This is a genomic window from Tunturibacter empetritectus (genome assembly GCF_040358985.1).
GTDB classification, from domain to species: Bacteria; Acidobacteriota; Terriglobia; order Terriglobales; family Acidobacteriaceae; genus Edaphobacter; species Edaphobacter empetritectus.
This window is the reverse complement of the sequence record NZ_CP132932.1, coordinates 3,637,473-3,663,742: the sequence shown is the minus strand read 5'-3', so window position 1 is coordinate 3,663,742 and position 26,270 is coordinate 3,637,473. Positions and strand designations below refer to the sequence as shown.

The window sequence follows — 26,270 nt, the reverse complement described above, 5'->3', positions numbered from 1 at the left end:
CATCTCCACTTACAGCTTCAGCGGCTTGCCAAACTCTTCTCCAAACACCGTATGCCCCGTCTCAAATCGCCCGCCATCGAACTTGTCCGGCCCCTTGGCATGTCCAATCGCCAGCAGCGCCACCACCCAGTAGCTCAGCGGAAGCCGCAACACCTCATGCACCTTGTCCTGTTCGAACCCCTCCATCGGCGCAGTGTCGTATCCCATCACCTCCGCCATCAGCATCATGTGCGTAAACGCCAGCATCACCTGCTTGTTCAGCCATGCCTGCATCTGCCCGCTGCTGAAGCTCGACATATAGTTCGGTACGCTGCTCTGTGCCTGCGCCGCATAACTCTCCGGCATCCCGCCCTTGCGCCCCTTCTCCAGCATCAGGTCCAGATCCTTGCGCCATCCATCCGAATCGCCGCAGGCCACAATCACCGCAGACGCCTCTTCCACCTTGCCCTGGTTATAGCTCGCTCCACGCAGCTTCTTCTTCTGCTCAGCAGACTGCACCACCACAAATCGCCAGGGCTGAAGGTTATATCCACTCGGAGCATGCAAACCCGCATCCAGAATCTCGCGCAGATCCTCCGCAGGAATCGGCACACCATCAAAGCTCGGTGTCGCCCTTCGCTCCTGAATTGCCTGACCCAGCGTCTTTTTATTTTTTGTCATTGTTCTCTTTCTCATCCCTATCAATAGAGTGACAGTTTTTACCTGGAAGGTGAGTCTTCATTCCGCGCTTTCCTTACCGTCGTGCTGAAACGATTCTCAAGATATCACTACCCCATGAAACCCCTGCAGGACGAACCATCCGCAAGAACCAGGCCGGACCCCACCGACCCGTCTCCCGCTCAGTGAATCTGACTCATCGCCTGCTCCGTCGCAAAGGGGTTTTGCCCGGCGGTCTCCGCAATCATCCACACTCCATGAAACGGGTTCCGCAACTCCGGATAAGCAGCCACCAGAGCTGTCATCGCATCCAAGTTGCGCTTCCGGGCAGCCGCCGCATCGCCCAGCTGGTCCACCTTCAGATGCGCCGTCACATCCACCTTGTCATTCCCCAAAGAGTCATCCACGCCAAGCGCAGTAAAGTGGTACTCCACCCCATCGGCTCCCTTCACTACCAGCGGCGACTCGGCACTCACGCCCTCCGACAACGCCGGCGGAGCCGCGGCCGTCTCCTCAGCCTTCAACTTCTCAAGATGAGTACTCTGAATGAAATTTGTCGGCCTAAGCAAGTTCTCCGCCTGCTGGTAATAGAGCCACGCATTCCAATGTTCCTTCTGCGCCGTCATCAATCGCGCCTGCGTCCAGTACCACAGCCCATTATGACCCGCCGCCAGCAAAGGCTTCGGATAAAACCCCGCCATCACCCACTGCCCCTGATCCTGCCGCAGTAAAAACGACAGCCGCCACGGAGAGCTGACATCCACAACATCCACAATCGCAAATCCATACCGCCCCGGTGCCAGTCCCGAGATCGTAAAATCCGTCTCCGCCACCGACTTATTCAGCGAGCAGAAAAACTGCGCATCCGGCACCGACCCATCCGCTCCACGCTTCAGCTGCGTTCCATCCAGCAGATAAACCTGCTCCACCTTCAACGTGCCACCCTTCACATGCGGGGACGTATTTCCAACAACGTCGCCAATGCCGGCGAAGTCCTTCGCATACTCAGCCAGAGTAGCCGCACGCAGACCGCTCACATCGCCTGCCTGAACTTTTGCCGCCAGCCCACGCGCCGCAGCTGCTAAAGCCTCCCGCTCCGGCCCCGCCATCTGTGACTGCGTCGTGCACACCTCAGCCGGCGCCACCCTACCCACCAACAGACCTAACGCCAGCAATCCAATCTTCCATCTCATCATCACGCCCGCCATATCAGCCTTGTGCCATGTCTCGAGAACTCATAGGAATCAGATGCTCGATTCGAGACCCTGAAAAGGCATCCCCAGTCTACAGCCAGGCCCGCAAATCCAGACATGCCCCGTCCTCAGAACACAACCGATACGCAATGGAGCAAAACTCAAGATGAAAGACGCCTAGTTGTATGCTCTGTTGATTGTTTGAAGTAGTCATCCTGTTGTTGTTTGTTTTATGTCGTCATCCTGAACGGAGTGAAGGTGAAAGCCGCTCAGTCGGACATTCCTGCCGTTGCTTGTTTTATGCCGTCATCCTGAACGGAGTGAAGGATCCCCGTATTTCGCCTTTGCTCTTGCTGTTGACTGTTCTTCAATCGGTCTCATCGACGCAACTCTACGTTAGCTATCGAGTTCTAAAACTACATGCCCAGTCTGAAAGCCTTCCTAAAAGACCGCAAATGGTGTCCCCATGACCAGATGTCTGTCAAAGTTCGGACAAGTGTTCCATTCGCGAATGACACCGTTGTCACTAATAGATAATCTATGGAGGACAGGCTGCATACGCTGCCGATAACCTTGCCTCACAACAAAGCGTCCTACTACTACATGCAGAGCTCCGGGCCAATCCGTTTCGTCGCCTCCAGCATCTTCGCCATCGCAGGTCTGATCTCTGCGCAGACTCCCCCGAACACGCCGCCCACACCCACTCCTGCAGCATCCACCCTGCCACCCACAGCACCAACCAGCGCGTCCGCGCAGCCGCTCCCTCCCGCCACGCCAGCCGTGCCTCTCACGCCAGCCCAGGAACAGCCAAAGCACGCCCAGGTCACCCTCGCCAACGGCATCCTCTCGGTCACCGCCGACAACTCCAGCCTCAACCAGATCCTCCGCCAGATCTCCCACGAGACCGGCATCAAGATCACAGGCGGCGTCGTCGACGAGCGCGTCTTTGGCAAATACGGTCCCGACGCTCCCAGTCAGATACTGGCCCAGCTACTGGACGGCACCGGCAGCAACATGCTCCTCGTGGCACGCGACGGCGCTACCCCGGCAGAGCTCATCCTCACCCCGCGCCAGGGTGGTCCCACCCCGCCAAGCCCTAACGCGCAGGCCTTCGACGACAAATCCGAAGCCGACGACGCTCAACCAGCATCCGACCCGCCCACATCCTCAGCCGAACCACCCTCGCCTCGAAACAGCACCGTTCCACCCATCACCCCGGCCGCGCCAGCCTCAACAACTCCAGCCGATACCTCCCAGCCGGACTCCCCCAATGGCGTCAAAACACCGCAGCAGATCTACGAGCAGCTCCAGCGCCTCCGCCAGCAGCAAGCTCCTCCCCAATAACTTTTTAAATTAAGTCCTTACTTAAAAAACCACGACTGCCACCCAGCAGCGCGCCTAGCTCTTCAGAACCTGCACTGTAGCCGTCACCTGTCGATCAGCATTCCCAGCGATCTGACGCGCATGCATCTGGAACGCGCTAAACATCGCAATACAAACCCCATAAGCAATCAAAACACCCACAGCCAGCGAAGCCAACACCGCACAGACCAACATAATCGACGTCATCACACCCAACCCTCGGATTTCATAAGCCGCCGGCCTTTTCCGGCGACAACGTTTTACATCTCGGCTATTGTTGCAAACTTACAGGCCATTACAATGACCCGAAAGTGGCTGTTGTTGCTCCTTCGGATACATCTTTCCCATTCCGGGGTTGCCCCAATCGCAAAACCGCGCCCGCCCCAACAAAATCTCTCCCCTCAAAATGCCGTATTCTAGAGACTTGGCCGAACAGCGCCACACACATCTCATGGGCATTACACACATCACCGTCCGCGGCGCTCGCCAGCACAACCTGCGCAACGTCGACGTCAGCATTCCGCGCAACACCCTCACCGTCGTCACCGGCCTCTCCGGCTCCGGAAAATCCTCCCTCGCCTTCGACACCATCTACGCAGAGGGCCAACGCCGCTACGTAGAGACCTTATCGGCATACGCCCGGCAATTCTTAGACCAGATGGAGCGCCCCGACGTCGACGCCATCGACGGCCTCTCCCCCGCCATCTCCATCGAGCAAAAGACCACCTCCCGCAGCCCCCGCTCCACCGTCGGCACCATCACAGAGATCTATGATTACCTGAGGCTGTTGTACGCGAGCGTAGGCCAACCCCACTGCCCCAACTGCCACCGCCCCATCACCCGCCAGTCCGCCGAGCAGATCGTCGAACGTATCGCCAGCCTCTCCCCCGGCGAGCGCATCACCGTCTACGCCCCCATCGTCCGCGGACGCAAAGGCGAGTTCCGCGAAGAACTCGAAGCACTCGACCAGCAAGGCTTCCGCGCCCGTATCGACGGCGAGATGACCGAGCTCACCGAAGGCATGCGCCTCGAAAAACGCAAAAACCACACCATCGAAGCCGTAGTCGACCGCATCATCCTCAAACCCCTCCCGCCCGATAACACCACCGCCGCTTTAGCCAACGCCGCGCCAAAGTACGACACCCGCCGCCTCGAAACCTCCGTCGCCAAAGCCCTTCAGATGGCCAACGGCCTTGTCCTCATCGCCATCCACGGCATGGACGAAACCCTCTACTCCTCCTCCATGGCCTGCCCCGACTGCGGCATCAACGTCCCCCGCCTCGAGCCCCGCAGCTTCTCCTTCAACTCCAACTACGGCGCCTGCCCCAACTGCCACGGCCTCGGCAGCATCTACGACTTCGACCCCGCCAAGACCATCACCGACTGGTCCAAGCCCCTGCTCGACGGCGCCATGGGCCCAGGCTCCGGCTCCGCCTACCTCCTCCGCCTCATCAAGCTCTTCGCCGAAAAAACCAAGATCAACATCAAGCTGCCCTTCGAAGACCTCACCACCGAACACCAGAATCTCTTCCTATACGGCCCTCCGCGCGCCGAAGCAGGCCGCACCGGCTTCCACGGCATCTTCGAATACCTCCGCTCCAACCTCGAAGACACCAAATCCGAGGGCTACCGCGAGTACATGATGCAGTACATGTCCGCGACCCTCTGTCCCGTCTGCAAAGGCCGCCGCCTCCGCCCCGAATCCCTCGCCGTAACCGTAAACAGCGCCTCCATCGCCGACTTCACCGCCCTCCCCCTGGAGCGCGCCCTCACCTCAGCGCGCAACATGAACTTCGTAGGCCGCGACCGCATCATCGCCGACCGCCTCCAGCGCGAGATCATCGAGCGCCTCGAGTTCCTCAACGCCGTCGGCCTTGGCTACCTCGCACTCGACCGCAGCGCCGCCACCCTCTCCGGGGGCGAAGGCCAGCGCATCCGCCTCGCCACACAGATTGGCTCCCGCCTCCGCGGCGTCCTCTACGTCCTCGACGAGCCCTCCATCGGCCTCCACCAGCGCGACAATCAGCGCCTCATCAATGCCCTCGAAAACCTTCGCGACCTCGGCAACACCGTCCTCGTCGTCGAGCACGATGAAGACACCATCCGCAAAGCCGACTACGTCCTCGACCTCGGCCCCGGCGCAGGAAAAAACGGCGGTCTCCTCATCGCCGACGGCACCCCCCAACAAATCATGGACAACCCAGCGTCCATCACCGGCCAGTACCTCGCCGGCAAGATCGAGATCTTAGCCCGCACCAACCCGCGCGCCCTCACCGGCAACTGGATCACCGTCGAAGACGCCCACTCCCACAATCTCCAGAACGTCACCGCCCACTTCCCCCTCGGCGTCATGACCGTCATCACCGGCGTCAGCGGCTCCGGCAAAAGCACGCTAGTCAACGACATTCTGTACCGCTCCCTGGCAAAAGAACTCTACGGCAGCCGCGAAGAGCCCGGCCAGCACGGCAAGGTCATCGGTATTGACCAGCTAGACAAAGTAATCCAGATCGACCAGTCCCCCATCGGCCGCACCCCACGCAGCAATCCTGCTACCTATACAGGAGTGTTCACGGCGATAAGAGATCTCTTCGCCATGCTCCCCGAGTCTCGCGAGCGCGGCTACAAACCCGGCCGTTTCTCCTTCAACGTTCAGGGCGGACGCTGCGAGGCCTGCCAGGGCGAAGGCCAGCGCCGCATCGAGATGAACTTCCTCCCCGACGTCTACGTCCTCTGCGAAGTATGTAACGGCCGCCGTTACAATCAAGAGACCCTCTCCGTCAAGTTCAACGGCTACTCCATCGCCGATCTCCTCGACCTCCCCATCGCCGACGCCGTCCCCATCCTCAAAGACATCCCAACCGTCAACGTAAAGCTGCAAACCCTCGTCGATGTAGGCCTCGGCTACATCCATCTTGGCCAGTCCGCCACCACCCTCTCCGGCGGCGAAGCCCAGCGTATGAAGCTGGCCCGCGAGCTCTCCAAGCGCCAGACCGGCCGCACCCTCTACCTCCTCGACGAGCCCACCACCGGCCTCCACTTCGACGACGTGCGCAAGCTCCTCGAAGTCCTCCACCGGTTAACCGACCTCGGCAACACCGTCATCATCATCGAGCACAACCTCGACATCATCCGCAACGCCGACTACATCCTCGACATGGGACCCGAAGGCGGCGAAGGCGGCGGCCGTATCATCGCCCACGGCACGCCCGAGCAGATCGCCACCGTCGCCGCCTCCCACACCGGCAGCTTCCTCGCCCGCTACTACGCCTCCCACAACCCGTCTTTAGGAAGCCAAGCCTTCGCCAGCCGCAACGGCACCAGCCACGCCGGCCCTCAGCCCGCAAACATCGCCGCAGCCCCCGACGCGGTCAAACAGCCAAAAGCCAAATTCATCGCCCCCGAAAAGAAGACCGGCCTGGCCAAAGCAAGCGCCGCCAAACCGGAAGAAAGATCCCCCAAAAGCATCACGCCAAAAGCCGCAAAGAAGTCCACAATAAGCAAAGCAGCAACTCCAGAATCGGCACCGAACAAGAAAGCACCTGCCTCAAAGCCAGTCCCACGCACGAAAAAAGCATGAGCGAACTAACTCCGAACCCCGCAACACCAGCCACCGGGTCCCCCGCGTCCCGATCCGTTAGCTCGAACATCGCCCAAAACACAGCCGCGTTTCTCTCTCCGAATCCAGTCGCCGCCAGCCCCCAAAGCCGAAGCCAATCTGATGCCCCGGTGCACCCGATACTCCCCGAACGCCCCATCCTTCCCGAACTCTCTCTCCTCCCCGAAGGCGAGGCCATCCTCCAGCCTCCCATGGACAACACCCCCAACGACGCGCCCGAAGACGCGCCTCACCGCATCCCCAACTTCGGCCACGCGCTCCTCTTCCTCGCCATCGCCGGTGTCTTCCTCTTCCTCACCCAGTTGCTTCTCCTTGGCCTCACCCACGCTCCCGCAATCGCAGGCAAACTATCCGCCGCCTCCATCCCCCCCAAGCTGCTCATAGCCTCAGAAGCCGTCACCTACCTCGCGACACTCGCCATCTCCTGGTTCGTCTTCCCTCTCCTCTGGAGGCGCCCCTTCGCCAACGGCATCGACGCCAACCCCGACGCCGCCCGCCGCAACGCCTTCCGTCTCATCCCCATCGGCCTCGCCCTCTCCTTCGCCGTGCAAGCCATCTCCTCGGTCATCTCCATCCCCAAAGACATCCCGATCGACGACTTCTTCCGCACCCCATCGGACGTCTGGCTGGTCACCCTCTTTGGCATCCTCGTCGCACCTCTCTTCGAAGAGATCCTCTTCCGGGGCTTCCTCCTGCCCGCCGTCGCCATCGCCTACGACTGGCTCTCACTCCCCCGCACCCCCGCCGCCCGCGAGCTCTGGCACTCCAACAACAAGATCTCCACCCCAGCCCTGGTCTTCTCCGCCGTCTTCACCAGCATCCTCTTCGCCGCACTCCACGGCCAGCAGACCGCCTTCACCTGGCCCGTCCTGCTGCTCCTGTTCTGTGTCTCCCTCATCCTCAGCGCCGTCCGCATCCGCCTGCGCTCGGTCCTGGCCTCCACCCTCATCCACGCCAGCTACAACTTCACCATCTTCCTCACCGCCTTCATCGCCACCGGCGGCTACCGCCACCTCGACAAGCTCTCCCACTAACCCATACAACAGTCCAAGATTGTTCCACTCTCTTTTTTCGTTTGCTCTTCAGCAGCGATCGACCCGCAGGTTAGAATCCTCTGGGCCCAATATGGAAGATCCTCCTTGGATTGAAGCAACAGCAACGGTCGAAGCGTGCGAACTCATAAAACATGCACCACGCATCCGCACTGGCCGCATTGCAAACTTTGAGATGCCGGACTTCTCAAGATATGCCGTTACATTCACCTACCATGCAAACGGGCAACTACACTCCGGCCAGTACATTGCCCATGCCGATGTCCCTTTAGGTCATACCTTTATCATCAGTTACGATCCGCACAATCCTAACGACAACTCAGGAAGTGAAGACGATCTCACGTTCCATCCGTTTAGGCGCCGACTCATTATCGGTGCTGCTCTCATTCTGATTTTGCTGGCATCACACTGGTTTCGCCACAGATAACGGTGTCGAATCCTGTCCTATCGGCAAACAGAAGGATCAGCACTCTGAGCAAAGCGAACAGCCCGCCCTCGAATACGCCCGCTCGAGGCAACGCCTAAACAGAAAAAGAAGTGATAGTCGGTCAAATTTAGTCTTCCGAATCCCAGTAAAGCTAACCCACTTCCGTCCCCAAGGTCTCAACCGCTTCCCCGCCAAGCAAACGCCGATTTAAAGTTCCTCCCGCAAACAACATCTCCTCCAGCGCTTCATCCACCGCAGCCTGTGCGAGAACGCTGCCCCCAGAGCCTTCCATCTGAAACTGCGCGCAACGCCTCATCAGCTCTTTGATAAAAGCGCCGCTCACACCCTTCGTTCGCCGAACGATCAACTCCAGCAATTCATCCGACAACTTCAGATCGCGCCCATACAGCTTCGTCAGCTTCGCCCGGCCCTCCTCGTCCGGTAACGGAAACTCAATCGCCTGATCGATGCGCCCCGGACGCGAGACCAGCGCCGGCTCGATCTGGTCCGGACGATTGGTCGTCAGGATAAACAACACCTCGGCATCTTCCCGCAGTCCATCCATCTCATTCAGCAGCTTGTTAAGCAACACCTCCTCGCCCCCGTTCCGCATCTCTGTTCTATCCCGGGCGATCAAGTCCACATCCTCAATCACCATCATGGAAGGCTGCAGAAATCGTGCCAGACGAAAATATTCTCCGATCAATCCCACCTGCTCAGCCGTCACCAGCAACGTCGTATGATTCGGCAACTGCGAAGCCAGATAGTGGATCGTGTGTGTCTTGCCCGTTCCCGGCGGCCCATAAAACAGCAGCCCCTTCCGCGCCTGAAAATGCATTGCCTTCAGCGCGTCTCGCGCTGCCATAAAACCGCCGACATTACGATCGAGCGTAGCCAGCGTCTTCTGCGGAAGGATGACATCCTCCCGGTTCACCTTGGCCAACCGATGCACCTTCACCGAACTGCCGCCTCCCATCGGATGATGATGCGCCTCAAGCGAAATCACTCGGCCGCGATAGCTTCGTCCCTCGCTGATCGCCTGCTCCAGTTGACGAAAGAAGTCATGGGAGAACCTGGAGCCGGATTCGCCTGCGGCAACAGCAATCTCGACGTTTACCCCCACCTGAAAGCCGAATCGCCCACCCGAAGCGAGCATGATCGCAAAAGGGACCCCATTCTCTCGCCCCATCCACAATCCATTCTTCAGACAACGTGCCGGTTCCGCATCGCCAATATCAATCTCGTCATACTGCAGTGGCCCCGTATCCACTTGAAAGTGAGAGCCGCCGAGTATCTGAGCAAACGTAACGCCCTCATGCGGATTCGGCGAAAAAAGTCCAGTCAACCGCGTCTGCGGTTCACGTTTCAGTAAGCTTTCCAGCCCGGTCTGAATATCGATCCGCGACGTAATCGGAAACTGGCGCGCCGCTGTCGCAATATCCCGAGCCGAAACTCCAAGATGCTTCAATAGATTTTTGGAGAGCTGCGGCTCGCGAAACCCCTGATTACCGACCGAAAATGAGAATCCCATGTAACAGCTTCTCCAGGCATGGTGTGCTTTTTCGAACTCAATAGATCCGTCGCGGAGACAGAAGCCGAAACCGCGACTGGCAGCCATTACATGGCCGACTACGTCTTGCTTGGAATGCGGGCAATCACCTTGATCTCGAAATCAAAACCGGCAAGCCAGTTCACACCGATTGCCGTCCAGTTTGGATAAGGAGCCTGTTCGAACATTTCGCTCTTCACGGCCATGATGGTTTCAAATTGGCTCTCAGGATCGGTGTGAGAGGTCGTCACATCTACAATGTCATCAAATCCGCATCCTCCCGCGATCAGCGTCGCTTTCAGATTGGCGAACGCGAGCCGAACTTGATCCTCGAAGTTCGGTTCCGGCGAGCCATCGCTACGGCTGCCGACTTGGCCGGAGACGAACAGCAGATTTTCGGATCGGATCGCAGCAGAATAGCCGTGCGCCTCGTAGAGGGCATGACGGTTTGCAGGGAATATCGCATCGCGCTGAGTCATATAGAAATCCTTTCAAGCACCCGTCCGGTAAGACCGCACACGCCACCGGGCGATCATAACAAGCGACGCGCGCCAGCCGGAAATGTCAGGACCCACTCGCCTTTCTGCAAGGTAGGATGGCGGGACTGCCGTACCCGGGACACCGTACCTCGGACATCATCACCTGGCCGATCTCGATTCTTCAAGTGTAGTGTGCTTTTTTCAGAATCGACAGATCTGCCAAGCCTCTCAAAAAAACCTGTCGAGCTCCAAAGCAGGCCAACGCCATACCAACAAAAGACATACCCATGGCACAGTAGTCTCCTCCAACTAGCCATAATAAAAACAGCAAGAAAACCGCGGCCCAGCCTGGGCTTCAAGGTTAAACCCACAAAGGGGAACCAACGGCAATGAAGACTTTGCCACTCAATTTACCAAACTCCTGATTTCGAAACTTCGACACATAAAAGCAGACCTGCAGCCCACCTCTAAGTCGCCTGATCTAAGACTTTGCTCAACAATACCTCGGGGGGAGGGCCAACCCGTATCCTCTACAATCGGAGCTGACCATGCCAACCGACAACAGGACCACCCTCCTCAACCTCATCGCCACCCACTCCTTCAAGCTGGGCGACTTCACCCTCGCCAGCGGCCAGAAGTCGGACTACTACATCGACTGCCGCATCACCACCCTGCACGCCGAAGGCGGACGCCTCTCCGGCCTCGTCCTCTACGACCTCATCAGCGAACACCTCCCCCAGGCAGAAGCCGTAGGCGGCCTCACCATGGGAGCCGACCCCCTCGTCTCCAACACCGCCAGCGCCAGTGCCTGGGCCCTCGCCGATCACAACGAGATCGCCGAACTCTCCGACGCGCTCGAACTCGACCCCGACGAACGCAGCGACGAAGGCCCCGCACCCACCCTCCTCCACGGCTTCCTCGTCCGCAAAGCAGAAAAGACTCACGGCACCGGCCGCCGCACCGAAGGCTTCCTCAAACTCGGCGCCCACGTCGTCATCGTCGACGACGTCTGCACCACCGGCGGCTCCACAATCACCGCCATCGAAGCCACCCGCGAAGCCGGCATGAACGTTGCTGGAGTCCTCTGCCTGGTAGACCGCGAACAAGGAGGCCGCGCCAACATCGAAGCCACCATCCCCGGCGTCCCCTTCCTCTCCGTCTTCACCGCCTCCGACGTCCGCGCCGCTCACATCGCCCAGCAAAAGAAGACGCAAAAGAAGAGATGAGCGCTGTAGATCAACAATCCAAAGCGCTTGCCTTCCTGCGCATCTCCATCGGCCTTCTCTTCCTCATCTTGTCCGAGTACAAACTGGCCAGCACCAAGTTCATCTGGGGAGGAATGGCCCAGGACATCGCAGGATTCCTCAAAGAGGGTTCCTACGCCTTCATCCGCCCCTTGCTCAAAAACATCATCCTTCCGCACGCCGTCTTCTTTGGCGCCGTCGTCGCCATCTCCGAACTGTTGATTGCACTGAGCTTGCTCACAGGAGTTCTGGTCCGCTGGGCAAGCCTGGGCGGTCTGACCATGGTGCTGCTCTTCCTCTTCTCTTCGAACTATCCCGGCCCCAACTCCCCCTTCTGGCTGTTCTTCGGCGCCTCTCTCGAAAACTCCGTCCTTGCCCTCTGCTTCATCGCTTTCCTGATCAGCCCTCCCGATCAGTGCTGGACTCTTCACCGGCCCAAACGATAAGGCGCCCACGCCTCTTCAACAACCCGCTTTTTCTCCTCAACTCCCGCGCCTAAACTGCTCCAGAGAAAGCCGTCCGTTTATTTTCTTGACTGTGTCATATCGCCACTGGTAGGGTTCGTTCGCTCTTCAAACAATAAACCGTACGGGCCTGAAAAGTTGTCACACCTTCGGAGGTTTCACGTGATCGCGATCAAGAAATTAAGTCTTCTCATTCTCCCGATATTGATACTCGCTCTGTCACCCGTTCTCTTTGGACAGGCGGTCAGCGGCACACTCCTTGGCACGATCAATGATCCAACCGGAGCCGCAGTCTCTGCAGCGAGAGTCATCGTCATTGAAACCGCTACCCAAACAACTCACGAGACCGTGACCAACGAAAGCGGCAACTTCACCCTGCCCAACCTTCCGCCAGGGACCTATACCATCACGGTCGAAGCCAACGGATTCAAGAAAGATACCCATGAGGGCATCGATCTTCTCACCAACACCTCAACGCGTGTCGATTTCGCTCTCGTCACAGGCAGCGCGTCCGAGACGATCACCGTGTCCACCGCTCCCGCGCTGCTGCAAACAGACCGCGCCGATATCTCCACCACCCTCGAGGCGCATCAGATCTCCAATCTCCCCCTCAGCAGCGGCAACAGCTTTCAATCCTTGCTTAACACCGTTCCCGGCATGGCCCCCGTCGTCTTCAACAACTCACAGTTCTTCAACGCCAACAACGATCTGTCTGTGAATGCCAACGGTCAGTCCTCCTACGTCAACCTCTATCAAATTGAGGGTATCGACGATGACCAGCGCACCGGAATCCACATCATCCTCGTCCCCCCCGCCGCCGCGATCCAGAACGTCGACATCACCACCAATAACTTCGAGGCGGAGTTTGGCCGTGCCGTCGGCGGCGTCGTCAACGTCACCCTCAAGTCAGGTACAAATCAGTTCCATGGATCTGTCTTCCAGAACATGGAAAACAACGGCGTCAATGCTCGCAACTACTTCTCCAGCGGTCCCAACGGACGCCTCGTCTACAACTACACGGGCGCTTCCATCGGAGGCCCGATCCTCAAAGACAAACTCTTTTTCTTCGGCGATTTCCTCCGCACCTCGGATCATGAGTCTTCCACAGTCAACACAAACATTCCCTTCTACAACGTCGTTGGCAGTAACCTCGATCTCAGCAAATACGCTGGCCAGGTCTACGATCCGAAGACCGGAGACACTGCAGATTGCAACGGCGGCCCAACTCCCGCTAACTGCGGCAAGGGGCGCACGCCGTTTGCAGGCAACCTCATTCCTCTCAGCCGCCTGTCGACCCCGGCCAACGACAGCAACATTGGTTTGACTGTTCTCCAATCCCTCGACGCCCTCGCGAGAGATCCCAAGACCAATCTCGCTTCCGCTGCTTATATTGCCGGTGCGAAGACCAACAACTTTTCCCAAAACTCCCCCTTCAGCAAAGATGCCATCAGCTACGACATCAAGTCAGACTGGACGATCTCCCAGAAAGATCATTTGAGCGGTCGATTCAGCCATCAAAAAATCACCACCTTCCAGGCGCCTCTGTTCGGATCCTTTCTCGGCGGCCCGGCAGGCGGAGGCTTCGAAGCGACTGGAACGGCAACCGCTTACAGCACCGGCGGCAACTACGATCACGTCTTTTCGCCAACCTTGTTCACTGAAGTTCGCGTCGGTGTAGCCCACCTGCGCAACTCGGCGCAGCAGTCAGACTTTGGTCAGGACGACGCCAAGAAGCTCGGCATCCCCGGCACCAATCTCAGTTCGATCGATAGCGGCCAGGTCGCCTTCCAGGTAAGCAACTTCGCCGGCAATGGAGAAAACGGCACCACCAATCCGCTCATCGGTTACTCCCAATCACTCCCGTGGCTCCGCGCCGAGTCGAACATCGACTTTGCCAACAACTGGACCAAGATCCTCGGCAACCATGCGCTCAAAGCAGGCGCCGACATCCGCCGCATCCGTGACGATCTCCTTCAGGGAAACATCAACGCGGCTGCCGGAACCTTCTACTTCAGTGAAAATCAAACCTCCACTCCCGGTGCTACGAAGTTCAATAACGCAACTACTGGTCAGGCTAACGCTATCGCCAGCATCCTCTTTGACACCCCGTATCAGGTAGGGCAGGACACTAACAGTACCTTCCCCGCCTACCGCCAGACCTGGCTCTTCTTTTTTGTCGCCGACAAGTGGCAGGCTACCTCGAAACTAACTGTCGACGTCGGTTTGCGCTATGAACTATACCCACCCGCAACGCCGCGCAAAGCGGGAGGATTTTCCAGCTACAGCCCGGCAACCAATCAGTTGACTATCGCCGGCGTAGCTGGAAATCCCTCGAATATCGGGATGAAGACCGACTACACCAACTTTGCGCCCCGGCTTGGTGCTTCCTTTCGCGCCACCGATTCCACAGTCCTCCGAGCCGGATTCGGCGTCAGCTACGTTCCCTTCGTCGATAACACTTACGCCTACAACTATCCCATCAAGACCAGTACCGACTACACCAATATTCCAACCTATGGAGCCGCCGTACTGGGTTCCACGAATCCCGCCGCAGTCAACTTCGTCAGCGGAATCCCACCCACCCCGCCCGTCCCCGTCGATGCTAATGGAAAGATCACAGCCACCGGCAACACCTTCCTCAACAGCCTTGGCAACCTTTACATCCCGCTCAACTTCAAGAACGCCTATGTCTCCTCCTGGAATGCGGCCATCCAGCAGGCGCTCCCGCATGACAGCTCCCTCCAGATCGCTTACGTTGCCAACCACGGCACGCGAATTGACTCCTCGCAGAACATCAACGTCCCCAGCGTCTACGGAGAGAGTGCTGCCTTCGATCCGTTGAACATAGCCTTTGGAAAGACCGCCTCCGTGACTCAATTCTTTCTGGGCTACTCCTCAAACTACCAATCGCTGCAAGTACAATTCACACGCCGATTCACCCACGGCATAGCCTATAGCTCAGCCTTTACCTGGGGCAAGGCGCAAAACTATGTGACCACCCCACAAGATGGAGCCCTGCTCTTCTACAGCGGCGACCGCCGTCGCAACTACGCCCTTGCGGACTTCGACCGCAGGCTCAACTTCTCCCAGACTCTCACCTGGGAGCTGCCCGCTGGACGGAATCACAAGTACTTCAACTCAGGCATCGGATCCTACGTACTGGGTGGCTGGAAGACCTCGGTCATCCTGTCGGCGGTCTCTGGCCTGCCGTTTACCCTCACAACCACCAGCGCAACCCCTGGCACCACCCAGACCGTCGATCAGGTTGCCCCCTTCCACGTCCTGCACCATCACAGCAACCCTAGCGGCACCACCCAATGGTTCGATCCAACCAGCTTCAGCATCAGCAGACTCACCGGTTGCGTATCCCCGGGTCCATGCGTCGTCGGAAACACGCAACGAAATCAATTCCGCGGCCCCGGCTACTTCTCAGACAACCTGTCCCTCTTCAAAAGCTTTCCTATCTTCCGCGAGTCGTCTCTAGAGGCTCGCTTCGATGCCTTCAACCTTACCAACACACCCGCATTCGGTCTGCCCGGAACCACTTACGGCTCCAGTTCGTTTGGTGTCATAACCGGAACCCTCGGCAGTGGCGTCGGCAATGTCAACGGCGTCGGCGGCCCACGTGTCCTTCAGGCTGCAGTCAAAATTTCTTTCTAACCAGGGGAGAAGTCCCGGTCCATCTCAATCGGGACTTCTCTCCTGCTTCCACAATCTGTTTCGAGATTCGCTATCTTACCCGAAGCTTCGCATCGTCCGACCGCTTAGCAACGATGCAACTAATTGGCTAATGGATCGTCTTAAGTTCCTGTTCCTGCATTACGCCAAAATGGCAAAGAAGAAAGAGGAGTTCCAATCATGAAGAGTGTTTCCCGGCGACTGTTCGTAGGGGGTTCGGCTGGCTTAGTCGCATCGCTCTCTTTGCCGATGCGCGCATGGGCCGCAACTTCGCCCTTCAAAATCGCCGTCATCTCCGACGAGATCTCGCAGGACTTCGATCATGCCTGCTCGGTCATCGCCAACGACTTCGGCCTCCACTACGTCGAACTCCGCGAGATCTGGGGCAAGAACCTTCAGACCGTCTCCGACGCCGAGATCGCAGAAGCCCTCAAAATCCTTGCAAAGTACAACCTCCAGGTCACAGACATCGCCAGCCCGCTCTTCAAAGTTGACTGGCCCGGCGCACCCAAATCCAAATACAGCTCCAAAGAAGATCTCCACGGCGCCGCCGAGTCCGCCTACAAGCAGCAAGACGAAGTCCTCACTCGTTCCATCTCTCTCGCCAAACAGTTCAAGACCGACAAGATCCGCTGCTTCGACTTCTGGCGCCTCGATGACGTCGCTCCCTACCGCGCAGCCATCAACGAAAAGCTTCGCGCCTCCGCTGAAATCACCGGTCAGCAAGGCATTCTCTTAGTCATCGAAAACGAGTTCGCCTGCAACACCGCCACCGGCCGCGAAGCCGCCAAAACCCTCGAAGCGGTTCTATCGCCCCACTTCGTTCTCAACTGGGACCCAGGCAACGCAGTCATGCGCGGAGAGCTCGACGCCTTCCCCGGCGGCTGGGACGCTCTTCCCAAAAACCGCATCCACCATTGCCACTGCAAGAACGCCGTCAAGGACGACTCAGGAAAGATCGTCTGGTCCCCCGTCGACAAAGGCTTCATCGACTGGACCGCGCAATACCGCGCCCTCAAACAGTCCGGCTACCGCGACGCCGTCAGTCTCGAAACCCACTGGCGCGGAGCAGGCACACCTGAAGCCTCCACGCGCATCAGCTGGGCCGGCATGAAGCAATGCCTGATCAACTCAGGCACCTTCTAGTGCTCCACCTTACCCGCCGCCGTCCCGAGCGGAGTAAAGAATTCATTTAGTTCGCTCTTGCATCTTGTCCCGGCTTTGCTGTTTGGTTGTCATTCCCGAAGGGAATCTGCTGTTGTCCTTTGATTGAGCGGTGATCCCCAGTCTTGCTATCACCTAGTTTTTGTCGTCATCCTGAGCGTAGCGAAGGACCCCGATGCTCTTTACACTACCGATGTCATCAAAACCTTTCTACCCTCGCTTCCCAAGTCTCAGAATCACAAACACCCACCAAACCGACACCACGATCAACCTCAATCGTTGCAAGTAATCTTCCTCATTCCGCAAAATCACCGCGCCTCCATGGGCGATGGGAGAAAACAATGATCACCAGACGAGAGTTTCTCGACACAATGGCAGTTAGCGCAGCAGGCCTCGCTGTCGCCTCCACCGCAAAGAGCTACGCGCAGATCATGGGCTCCAACGACCGGCTCAACTTTGCCGTCATCGGCGTTCGCAGCCGCGCCTATGCTCACCTCTCCGCCCTCAAGGCCAACAAGAAAGATGCCCGCATCACCTATGTCTGCGACGTCGACAGCAATACGCTCAAGAAGTTCGCCGACGACACGCAAAAAGAGATGGGTGAAGCCCCCGCCACCGAAAAAGACTTCCGCCACATCCTCCAACAAAAAGATGTCGACGCCATCACCATCGCCGCGCCCGACCACTGGCACACCCCCATGGCCATCGCCGGCTTGCAGGCCGGCAAGCACGTCTACGTCGAAAAACCCTGCAGCCATAACCCCGCCGAAGGCGCGCTCCTCGTTCAGGCCCAGCAGAAGTACGGAAAGCTCGTCCAGATGGGCACGCAGCAGCGCTCCTCCCCCCATACCGCAGAGATCGTCGACAAGATTCACAACGGCCTCATCGGTCGCGCCTACTTCGCCAAAGCCTGGTACAGCAACGTAAGAAAATCCATCGGCACCGGTAAAGAAGCACCCGTTCCTCCGCAACTCGACTGGGATCTCTTCCAGGGTCCGGCGCCGCGCAGAGCCTACACCGACAACATCCAGCCCTACAACTGGCACTGGTTCAGAACCTACGGTACCGGCGAAACCCTCAACAACGGCACCCACGAGGTTGACGTCTGCCGCTGGGCACTCGGCGTCGACTTTCCCGACCGCGTCACCTCCTCCGGTGGACGCTATCAGTTCAAGGACGACTGGCAGTTCTACGACACCCTCGTCACCAGCTTCTACTACCCCGACAAGATGATCACCTGGGAGGGCAAGAGCTGCCAGGGCATGAAGTACTACAACCGCGACCGTGGCTCGGCCATCATGGGAACCACCGGCACCGTCCTCGTCGACCGCGACGGCTACGAGATCTACGACCTCAAAGGAAACAAGACCAGCGAGTTGAAAGCAAACAAGGATCAAACCTCCTCCACCGACCTCACCGGTCGCGACTCCATGACCGACGCCCACTTCGCGAACTTCATCGCAGGCGTCCGCAAAGGAGAAAAACTTAACGCTCCCGTCTCCATCGGAAACGTAGCCGTCACCATGCTTCAACTCTCCAACGTTGCCTGGGAGGTCAACCGCGAGCTGCAACTCGACAACTCCGACGGCAAGGTGCTCCACGACTCCGAAGCCATGAAGATGTGGGGACGCGACTACGAAAAAGGCTGGGCGCCCCACGTCTAGAGCAATGCCGCAGTTGGTGTGGAACCGCTTTCGCTTTTGCCGTTGCCGTTGCAGTTGCTTTTGCCGTTGTCCTTCTTGTTGTCATTCCCGAAGGGAATCTGCGTTTGCAATTCCTACACCACAGGACAAACTGCCATAGCCGTCACCACCCGGCCGCAACCTTACCGTCATCTCCACTCAACCCAGCAAAGCACGGAGTCTACCCTCTCATGATCAACACCCTATCCCGTCGCAGCTTCGTCCAATCCGGCGCCCTCCTCGCAGCAGCAGGCATCACCTCCAACGCCATCCCTTCCCTCGCTCTGCAACCCTCCCCCGCCACCGGAGCACCCTCGCCCATCCAGCTCGGCCTCACCAGCTACACCTTCCGCAACTTCACCCGCGACCAGATGATCGGCTACATGAAGCAGCTCAACATCACCGACCTCAACGTCAAAGACATCAAAGACCACCTCCCCATGGACCCCGCCGAAGAGGCCAAGGCCCTCGCCGACTACACCGCCGCCGGCATCAAGCTCCACGCCGCCGGAGCCATCTACTTCACCAAAGATGACGACGCCGACATCCGCAGCAAATTCGAATACTGCAAGCGCGCCGGAATCTCCGTCATCGTCGCCGGCGACCCCGCCCCCGACACCCTCCCCCGCATCGAAAAATTCGTCAAGGAATACGACATCCGCATCGCCATCCACAACCACGGCCCCGAAGACAAGCTCTGGCACTCCCCCCTCGACATCCTCAAAGCCGTCAAAAACATGGACCCACGCATCGGCTGCTGCATCGACGTTGGCCACACCGTCCGTGCCGGCACCGACGTCGCCCAGGCCATTCACGAAGTCGGCCCCCGCCTCTTCAACGTCCACATGAAGGACCTCACCAACTTCCAAAGCAAAGAGAGCCAGGTAGCTGTAGGCGACGGAATCATGCCCGTCCGAGGCATCTTCGAAGCCCTCATCAAAACCAAATACAAAGGTTTCGTCGACCTCGAATACGAAGTCCACGCCGACGACCCCATGCCCGGCGTCATCGCCAGCTTCTCCTACATGCGAGGCGTCCTCGCAGGGATGGGATACCTCACCCACGGCTGATCCCACCCATCCCCTTCGTCAAGCGCCCCAGGACGCGACCCGCCGCCCTGACATATCCTCACCCGCAAGGAGGATGTTATCCTGCCGCAGGCTGGCGCGCGGAGCTTTCTCTGCTGCCAATCGACGGGGACCATCGACAATCGCACCTCACCACCGGCCGGCTAATCCACACGGCAGTTGTTGAGAACGCAGTTGTCGAGAACAAGGAGCAGCACCTTGAACACGCTTGAGATCAAGATCATGAAGTACGGAGAGATCGAAGCCGTCGAGCTCACCGGCGCACTCGTCCTCGGCACTCCCGTCAACACCCTGCGCCAAAAAATCGACAACCTCACCGCTCACGGAGCCACCCAGTTCGTCTTCAATCTCACCGGCATCACCCGCATGGACTCGAGCGGCATCGGCCTCCTCGTCATGATCATGAGCTCCACCAAAGAAGCCGGCGGAGCCTTGAAACTCGTCAATCCATCCAAGCAGGTAACCCAGACCCTGAAGATGTGCAACCTCCTGCCACTCTTCGAGATCTTCTCCGAAGAACAGGAAGCAATCTCCTCCTTCGCCCCCTCCTGAGCCGCCAGCCCGCAAGCCTCTCCCACGCTCGCTCTCATACACAATCGGCGCATACGATCGCAAGTGAAAACTCCGGTCTCCGGCACCGGTCATTAACCGAACACCACTCTCCAGACAAAGCGCCGCCTCAACGAGCACAAGCGCCTCAAAGACTCTGCACCCAGCCGCAGATCCCCATCCCTCCAGGCTCTGTCGATCCAGCAGACAAAATACGCTAGTCGAATGCTGCTTCCAAACCTGTTGATCCCCCCGTAATCATCCCAGTCCCAACCTTGACAGTCATTTAGGGCGCCGTGCATAGTCGTTATCGGTCAAACGTTTGCCTAATTCTCCCCTATCCCCCAGAAGGACTCTGCTTCATGGACGGAAGGCTCCCCAAACGTTCCGATCAGGAGGCCATCATGCAGCACTTTCATTCCAGCAGCTTCTCCCCACTCCCGAGACTCCGCCCCCATAGGCTCGGCTCAACATTGCTCGCCATCCTCTTCAGCTTGTGCGCGGTCACAGCGCACGCCCAATTCCGCGCGTCCATCCAGGGAACCGTCACCGACCCGCAGGGCGAAGTCGTCCCCGGCGCAACTCTGACTCTTACCGACACCGACACCAACCATCCCATCACCGCTATCTCAAATGCAAGCGGCGTCTATAACTTCAGCGCGCTGCCTCCCGACCACTTCACCCTCACCGCCGCGGCCAAGGGATTCAAGCAGCAGGTCATCCAGGACCTGCACATCATCCCCGAGCAGCCAAATGCTGTCAACGTAACCCTCGAGCTCGGCGAAGCAACCACCAGCGTCACCGTCAACGGCGATACCCTCCCTCCTCTCGACACCGAGACCGCCTCCATCAGCGGAACTGTAGACAGCAACCAGATCCAACATCTCCCCTCCACCGGCCGCGATGTCTTTCAGCTTGTGCAGCTCGCCCCCGGCGTCTTCGGCGACGGCGCACAATCTTCAAACCCAGGCAATGCCAATCAGCTTCCTGGAACCCAGGGCCCCGGCGGAGCCAACCGAAGCAATGGCATCTTCCAGACCGAGAACGGTCCCCAGGCCAACGCCAACGGAGGACAGTACGAGACCAATGGCATCCAGATCGACGGCATCAGTACCGTCAGCGCAGTCTGGGGCGGAACCTCGGTCATCACTCCCTCCGAAGACTCCGTCGGCAATATCAAAGTCCTCTCGAACGGCTACGACGCCGAAAACGGCCGCTTCAGCGGAGCCCAGATTCAGGTCACCTCGAAGACCGGCAGCAATCAATTTCACGGAAGCGCCTACTTCCGTGCCAGCCGCCCCGGCCTCAACGCCTACCAGCGCTACAACGGCGCCGGCACCTTTCAACCCGGTACTCCGTCGGAACGAGGCCTCTTGCGAGACAGCGAAAGGGCAAACCAGATCGGCGGAAGCGTTGGCGGCCCTATTCTTCACGACAGGCTCTTTGCCTTCTTCTCCTACGAAACCCAGCGCAATAACTCGCAGACGCCGGGTACCGGCTGGTATGAAACGGCCGCGTTTCAAGCCCTCGCCCCTGCAAACAGCATCTCCAAGACCTACCTGAGCTTCCCCGGCTCTCTAGTCTCAGCTTCATCTCTTATCGATCAAACCTGCGCCAATGCAGGCCTGGCCGAAGGCGTTAACTGCGTCACCATTCCAGGTCAGGGTCTTAACATCGGTTCCCCTCTCAAACAGGCTCTTGGCACCCAGGACCTCACCTGGCAAAGCGTCACCAACCCAGGTGTTGGCGGAGGCCTCTCGAACGTGCCCGACATCGCCTTCTACAACACGCTGAACCCTAGCTCTCAAATCGCCAGCCAGTACAACGGACGCCTCGACGCCGACATCACCAAGAAAGACCATGCCGCCTTCGCGGTCTACTGGGTCCCCCTCACCTCAACCACCTACAACAGTTCGGTCCGCGCCTACAATCTCTTCAATCACGAGCAAAATAACGAAGCATACTCCATCATCTACAACCACATCTTCTCGCCAACCTTTCTCAACGAAGCTCGCGCCAACGACGCCGGCTATCGCTACAACGAGGTCACCTCGAACCCGCAGGCGCCCTTCGGCCTCCCCCTCGCCATCGTGGAGAACCTGGGCAGTGCCACACTCGGTACCTTTGGTGCCGGTGGCCCAGCCGTTCTCAATCAACACACCTTCACCTACAAAGACGTAGCCACCAAGATCGCCGGAAATCACACCATCAAATTCGGTGGAGAAGTCACGAGGCTCTACTACCTCAACGACGCCATCAACGCTGCTCGGCCGCTCTACTCCTTCTACAACATCTGGGACTTTCTCAACGACGCTCCGGAACGGGAAGACGCCAGCTTCAATCCTGCAACCGGCACTCCCTCCGCCAACCGCCAGGATACCCGCGAAGATCTCTACGGCTTCTTCATCCAGGACGACTGGAAGGCTCTCCCGAATCTGACCCTCAATGCAGGCCTCCGTTACTCTTACTTTGGACCATTCTCCTCGAAAGAAAACAACCTCGGCGTCGTCGTTCTCGGCAGTGGTGCCACCGGCTTCACCGGCCTCACCGTCCGGCAAGGCGGCAATCTCACCAACGCGCAAAAGGGCAACTTCGGCCCGCAATTCGGCTTCGCCTTCAGCCCCGATATGTTTCACGGCAAAGCTGTCTTTCGCGGCGGGTACGGCCTCAACTACAACCAGTCCGAGATCTCGATCACATCCAACTCCGGCAACAATCCCCCCGGTATTCTTAGCGTCAGCTACGCCAGCGGCAGTCCCACCACCATCGATCCGCGAATCGTCTACGGCATCGCCCCCGATCCCAAATCGCTCTTCGGCTATCCGCCCAACCCCAACGCCATCGGAGGCTTCAACTCCGCAAACCTCCCGGTCAGAGGCGGAGCCTTCCTCTATGCCTTCCAACCCAACCAGCCCACCATCTACACCCAGCACTTCTCCCTCGACACCCAGATCGATCTCGGACATCAGTTCGTCGCCACCGTCGGCTACCAGGGAAGCACGACCAAGCATCTCATCGTTCAAACCTTCCTCTACGCCAACGCGTTCGCAGCCGGGATACCGCAAAACAATCTCGTGCAGAACATCGACGAGTATGCAAACACCGGTAACTCCAACAACAACTCCCTCCTGTTAGGTTTCAAGCACCAGATGTCGCACCAGTTCATGTTCGACGCGGAGTTCAACTACGCCAAGACCATGGATACCGGCTCCGGTCCCTTCTACATGGACCCCTATCCCTACCTGCCTTACCTCGCCTACGGTCGCTCCGACTTCAACTACGGAAAGGCGTTCAAGCTCTACGGCCTGTGGCAGCCAAAGTTCTTCCACGGCAACTCCTTTCTCTCAAAAGTTGCGGATGGCTGGTCGGTCAGCGGCATCTTCAACCTGCACACCGGCTTCCCCTTCACCCCCACCTACAACGTGCCCGGAGGCAGCCTCTACTACTCCGCCAGCCCCTACAACACCCTGCGCCCGGCCTCCTATAACGGAGGTGCCAAAAACAGCAGCAGCAACAATGCCTTTGAGAACGGCAGGCCAAACGTCAACTTCCCCAACGCCGGCCCTGCCCAACCCTACTTCACTGCACCCGTCGCGCCCACCGCTGGCAGTTCAGGCTTTGCCTCCGGCCTGCCGCAGCTTCCCGGTATCGCGCGCAACTCCTTCAACGGCCCCGGCTATAAAGACTTCGACGCAACCCTCGTCAAGTCCTTCGGTCTTCCAAAGGCACGCATCATCGGAGAGGACGCCGCTATCGAGATCAGAGCCGACGCCTTCAACCTCTTCAACAACATCAATCTCACACCAAGTACGATCGTCACGAACATCGAAACTCCCAACTTCGGCCAGGCCACCAGCGGCCTCTCCGGACGCATCGTCAACCTCCAGGCCCGCTTCAGCTTCTAGCCAACCTCTTCCCGTCTGCACCGAAACCAATCCGGTGCAGACGGGAAGTATCTCATCGTGTCCCAAATTGTTTGTCGTCTTCGAATTCGCCGTCGTAACTCTAAACTCCTTTGTAGCTATCCAGAGTTCGTCACCGTCACTTGACTCGTCATCCAAAACCTTCGGTCGTCATCTTTGTCCTTCGGTCGTCATCCGTAATCCTTCGGTCGTCATCCTGAGCGAAGTCGAAGGGGAAGGATCCCCGCATTTCGTTTTGTCGTTGCTGTTGCTGTTGTCATTGTCTGTCCTTTTAGTTGTCATCCCGTAGGGATCTGCTTTTGCAGCTGCCCTCACCGCAACCACACACCACCCATAAAAAAAGTGGCTGCCTCATTTATGGTGCACTCTAAACACGAGGATTTTTTTACCAACAAAAACCATAAAACCCGCGTCATTCCTGCCTCCGCACCACGCCACTGTAGTGCTAATTCACCACGTTTCGCCAGCAAGAAACCACATCGTCACCACGAATCACCACAAGCAAAACACTCTGGAGAGATCTCTCATGATTCGGTCCCGCACGCTCGCCCTGGCCGCGCTTAGCCTCAGCCTTATCAGCACGATGGGCCTCCACGCTCAGACAACCGAGCAAGTAAAGATAGACGCCAACGCTCCTACCACTCCCTTCCCCCACTTCTGGGAACAGACCTTCGGCTCCGGTCGCGCCATCCTCTCTCTCCGTCAGAGCTACCGCGACGACCTCCGCACCGTAAAGACCGTAACCGACTTCAAATCAGTGCGCTTCCACGGCATCTTCCTCGACGAAGTCGGCCTCTACGACCCCGACGCCACCACGCAAAACCCCGGCCTCCCTCCCGAAAAAGTTCAGGGCGCCGGCATCTACAACTTCTCCTACATCGACCAGATCTACGACGGCCTCCTCGCCAACAACGTCCGCCCTTTCATAGAGTTAAGCTTCATGCCCCGCAAGATGGCCGCCGATCCAAACCAGACGCAGTCCTTCTTCTACAAGCCCGTCGTCTCGCCGCCAAAGGACTACGCCCTCTGGGACGCCATGATCACCGCCTTCGCCCAGCACCTCATAACCCGCTATGGAATCAACGAAGTAGCAACCTGGAACTTTGAAGTCTGGAACGAGCCAAATCTGGATTTCTGGGGCGGCCGCCCCAACATCCCCACCTACTTCGAGCTCTACGACCACACCGCCCTCGCACTCAAAAAAGTCAGCCAACGAATCCGCGTAGGCGGCCCATCGACAGCCCAGGCCGCGTACGTCGCCGACTTTCTCAAGCACTGTAAAGAGAACAACATACCAGTCGACTTCGCCTCCACCCACGTCTACGCGAATGACACCGCCAAAGATGTCTTCCACACCGACGAACAGATTCCCCGCGACCTCATGGTCTATCGCGCAGTCAAAAAAGTGCACGACGAGATCGCCGCCTCACCCTACCCAAAGATGCCTCTCATCTTCAGCGAATACAACGCCAGCTACTCGAACGAGCCCGACGTCACCGACACCACCTACCTCGGATCATGGCTCGCCAACAACATTCGCCAGTGCGACGGCCTCACCGAGTCGATGAGCTACTGGACGTTCTCCGATGTCTTCGAGGAGCAGGGAGTCGTACGGACGCCCTTCTACGGCGGCTTTGGCCTCGTCGCTGCCAATGGCATTCCCAAGCCGTCATTCAACGCCTTCGCCATGCTGCATCGTCTTGGAGACCACCGAATTAAACTAGACAACGACGACGCACTCGCAACCAAATCGACCGATGGCGCCGTAGAAATCGCTCTCTGGAACTACGCCCCACCCTTCGGCATCGGAGCCGCCTACACTCCTCCTCCCACCAGCAAAGGTCCAGATAAAAACTTTCAGCTAACCTTTACCGGCGTTCCATCAAGCGCGAAAGTCGAACTCTTGCGAGTGGATGACGACCACGGAAACGCAGTGAAAGAGTTCGACGCCATGGGCAGGCCGCGCGACCTCACCCAGGATCAGATCAAAAAGTTGAGAGCCGCCGGTGCGATGGCGCCCGCAGAAAAACTCCGGCTCTCCAACGGTCATCTCCAGATCGCTGTGCCGCCACACGGCCTCGTCCTTCTCATAGTTAAGTGAAAAGCCAAATAAAGCAGCCAAATAAAACAGCTCTCCTCGCTG

The 26,270-nt window shown here is 58.4% G+C and carries 18 protein-coding genes; 13 read left to right on the top strand and 5 right to left on the bottom strand.

What is annotated here, in order from left to right:
* Window positions 1-9 precede the first annotated feature (9 nt).
* Together RBB75_RS15110 and RBB75_RS15105 are read right to left on the bottom strand one after the other, a co-directional pair.
* Complete coding sequence (locus RBB75_RS15110; RefSeq protein ID WP_179637549.1) at window positions 10-660, bottom strand: nitroreductase family protein; 651 nt, start codon at window positions 658-660, stop codon at window positions 10-12.
* A gap of 179 nt (window positions 661-839) precedes the next feature.
* A complete protein-coding gene (locus RBB75_RS15105; protein WP_257030878.1) occupies window positions 840-1,853 on the bottom strand; it encodes a hypothetical protein in 1,014 nt (337 codons plus the stop codon).
* Window positions 1,854-2,390: 537 nt separating this feature from the next.
* On the opposite strand from RBB75_RS15105, the gene RBB75_RS15100 reads away from it, so the two are divergent.
* Window positions 2,391-3,194, top strand: coding sequence for a hypothetical protein (locus RBB75_RS15100; protein ID WP_179637547.1), 804 nt, complete (start codon window positions 2,391-2,393; stop codon window positions 3,192-3,194).
* Window positions 3,195-3,248: 54 nt separating this feature from the next.
* On the opposite strand, the gene RBB75_RS15095 is transcribed toward RBB75_RS15100, so the two are convergent.
* The gene (locus RBB75_RS15095; RefSeq protein WP_179636416.1) at window positions 3,249-3,419 is read right to left on the bottom strand and encodes a hypothetical protein; all 171 of its coding nucleotides are present in this window, start codon (window positions 3,417-3,419) and stop codon (window positions 3,249-3,251) included.
* Between the two features lie 244 nt (window positions 3,420-3,663).
* On the opposite strand from RBB75_RS15095, the gene uvrA reads away from it, so the two are divergent.
* From uvrA to RBB75_RS15080, 3 genes are all read left to right on the top strand, one after another.
* Window positions 3,664-6,789 carry an excinuclease ABC subunit UvrA gene (gene uvrA, locus RBB75_RS15090; RefSeq protein ID WP_353070396.1) on the top strand — a complete coding sequence of 1,042 codons (3,126 nt, stop codon included), beginning with the start codon at window positions 3,664-3,666 and terminating at the stop codon, window positions 6,787-6,789.
* Complete coding sequence (locus tag RBB75_RS15085; RefSeq protein WP_353068551.1) at window positions 6,786-7,862, top strand: CPBP family intramembrane glutamic endopeptidase; 1,077 nt, start codon at window positions 6,786-6,788, stop codon at window positions 7,860-7,862. Before uvrA ends, RBB75_RS15085 begins: the two co-directional genes overlap by 4 nt.
* 91 nt (window positions 7,863-7,953) lie before the next feature.
* Entirely contained in the window at window positions 7,954-8,307 is a 354-nt protein-coding gene (locus RBB75_RS15080; protein WP_353068550.1) for a hypothetical protein, read from the top strand.
* Between the two features lie 151 nt (window positions 8,308-8,458).
* Here the strand turns inward: RBB75_RS15080 and RBB75_RS15075 are convergent, their stop codons facing one another.
* Both RBB75_RS15075 and RBB75_RS15070 read right to left on the bottom strand, forming a co-directional pair.
* A complete protein-coding gene (locus RBB75_RS15075) occupies window positions 8,459-9,838 on the bottom strand; it encodes an ATP-binding protein (protein ID WP_353068549.1) in 1,380 nt (459 codons plus the stop codon).
* Window positions 9,839-9,936: 98 nt separating this feature from the next.
* Window positions 9,937-10,335: a RidA family protein gene (locus RBB75_RS15070; RefSeq protein WP_353068548.1), complete on the bottom strand. Its 399-nt coding sequence runs from the start codon at window positions 10,333-10,335 to the stop codon at window positions 9,937-9,939.
* 548 nt (window positions 10,336-10,883) lie between these two features.
* Here RBB75_RS15070 and RBB75_RS15065 point away from each other — a divergent pair.
* The 9 genes from RBB75_RS15065 to RBB75_RS15025 all read left to right on the top strand — a co-directional run bounded on the left by RBB75_RS15065 (window position 10,884) and on the right by RBB75_RS15025 (window position 26,228).
* On the top strand, window positions 10,884-11,561 hold the full coding sequence (locus RBB75_RS15065) for an orotate phosphoribosyltransferase (RefSeq protein WP_353068547.1): 678 nt from the start codon (window positions 10,884-10,886) through the stop codon (window positions 11,559-11,561).
* Window positions 11,558-12,025 (top strand): hypothetical protein, encoded by a 468-nt coding sequence (locus RBB75_RS15060; protein WP_353068546.1) that lies wholly within the window; start codon window positions 11,558-11,560, stop codon window positions 12,023-12,025. Before RBB75_RS15065 ends, RBB75_RS15060 begins: the two co-directional genes overlap by 4 nt.
* Window positions 12,026-12,205: 180 nt before the next feature.
* A complete protein-coding gene (locus RBB75_RS15055; protein WP_353068545.1) occupies window positions 12,206-15,703 on the top strand; it encodes a carboxypeptidase regulatory-like domain-containing protein in 3,498 nt (1,165 codons plus the stop codon).
* A 198-nt stretch (window positions 15,704-15,901) separates the two neighbouring features.
* Window positions 15,902-16,867 carry a sugar phosphate isomerase/epimerase family protein gene (locus RBB75_RS15050; RefSeq protein WP_353068544.1) on the top strand — a complete coding sequence of 322 codons (966 nt, stop codon included), beginning with the start codon at window positions 15,902-15,904 and terminating at the stop codon, window positions 16,865-16,867.
* A 359-nt stretch (window positions 16,868-17,226) separates the two neighbouring features.
* Window positions 17,227-18,549, top strand: a complete 1,323-nt coding sequence (locus RBB75_RS15045; protein ID WP_353068543.1) for a Gfo/Idh/MocA family protein — start codon at window positions 17,227-17,229, stop codon at window positions 18,547-18,549.
* 209 nt (window positions 18,550-18,758) lie between these two features.
* Entirely contained in the window at window positions 18,759-19,637 is an 879-nt protein-coding gene (locus RBB75_RS15040) for a sugar phosphate isomerase/epimerase family protein (protein WP_353068542.1), read from the top strand.
* Window positions 19,638-19,853: 216 nt separating this feature from the next.
* Complete coding sequence (locus RBB75_RS15035) at window positions 19,854-20,207, top strand: STAS domain-containing protein (protein ID WP_179637538.1); 354 nt, start codon at window positions 19,854-19,856, stop codon at window positions 20,205-20,207.
* Between the two features lie 401 nt (window positions 20,208-20,608).
* On the top strand, window positions 20,609-24,109 hold the full coding sequence (locus RBB75_RS15030; protein WP_353068541.1) for a TonB-dependent receptor domain-containing protein: 3,501 nt from the start codon (window positions 20,609-20,611) through the stop codon (window positions 24,107-24,109).
* A 544-nt stretch (window positions 24,110-24,653) separates the two neighbouring features.
* Window positions 24,654-26,228 (top strand): GH39 family glycosyl hydrolase, encoded by a 1,575-nt coding sequence (locus RBB75_RS15025; RefSeq protein WP_179637536.1) that lies wholly within the window; start codon window positions 24,654-24,656, stop codon window positions 26,226-26,228.
* Window positions 26,229-26,270: the final 42 nt, after the last annotated feature.

What these genes read in the sequence shown, in the direction of transcription:
- RBB75_RS15110 (WP_179637549.1), bottom strand. Translation starts at nt 660, where the DNA reads ATGACAAAAAATAAAAAGACGCTGGGTCAGGCAATTCAGGAGCGAAGG.
- RBB75_RS15105 (WP_257030878.1), bottom strand. Translation starts at nt 1,853, where the DNA reads ATGATGAGATGGAAGATTGGATTGCTGGCGTTAGGTCTGTTGGTGGGT.
- RBB75_RS15100 (WP_179637547.1), top strand. Translation starts at nt 2,391, where the DNA reads ATGGAGGACAGGCTGCATACGCTGCCGATAACCTTGCCTCACAACAAA.
- RBB75_RS15095 (WP_179636416.1), bottom strand. Translation starts at nt 3,419, where the DNA reads ATGACGTCGATTATGTTGGTCTGTGCGGTGTTGGCTTCGCTGGCTGTG.
- uvrA (WP_353070396.1), top strand. Translation starts at nt 3,664, where the DNA reads ATGGGCATTACACACATCACCGTCCGCGGCGCTCGCCAGCACAACCTG.
- RBB75_RS15085 (WP_353068551.1), top strand. Translation starts at nt 6,786, where the DNA reads ATGAGCGAACTAACTCCGAACCCCGCAACACCAGCCACCGGGTCCCCC.
- RBB75_RS15080 (WP_353068550.1), top strand. Translation starts at nt 7,954, where the DNA reads ATGGAAGATCCTCCTTGGATTGAAGCAACAGCAACGGTCGAAGCGTGC.
- RBB75_RS15075 (WP_353068549.1), bottom strand. Translation starts at nt 9,838, where the DNA reads ATGGGATTCTCATTTTCGGTCGGTAATCAGGGGTTTCGCGAGCCGCAG.
- RBB75_RS15070 (WP_353068548.1), bottom strand. Translation starts at nt 10,335, where the DNA reads ATGACTCAGCGCGATGCGATATTCCCTGCAAACCGTCATGCCCTCTAC.
- RBB75_RS15065 (WP_353068547.1), top strand. Translation starts at nt 10,884, where the DNA reads ATGCCAACCGACAACAGGACCACCCTCCTCAACCTCATCGCCACCCAC.
- RBB75_RS15060 (WP_353068546.1), top strand. Translation starts at nt 11,558, where the DNA reads ATGAGCGCTGTAGATCAACAATCCAAAGCGCTTGCCTTCCTGCGCATC.
- RBB75_RS15050 (WP_353068544.1), top strand. Translation starts at nt 15,902, where the DNA reads ATGAAGAGTGTTTCCCGGCGACTGTTCGTAGGGGGTTCGGCTGGCTTA.
- RBB75_RS15045 (WP_353068543.1), top strand. Translation starts at nt 17,227, where the DNA reads ATGATCACCAGACGAGAGTTTCTCGACACAATGGCAGTTAGCGCAGCA.
- RBB75_RS15040 (WP_353068542.1), top strand. Translation starts at nt 18,759, where the DNA reads ATGATCAACACCCTATCCCGTCGCAGCTTCGTCCAATCCGGCGCCCTC.
- RBB75_RS15030 (WP_353068541.1), top strand. Translation starts at nt 20,609, where the DNA reads ATGCAGCACTTTCATTCCAGCAGCTTCTCCCCACTCCCGAGACTCCGC.
- RBB75_RS15025 (WP_179637536.1), top strand. Translation starts at nt 24,654, where the DNA reads ATGATTCGGTCCCGCACGCTCGCCCTGGCCGCGCTTAGCCTCAGCCTT.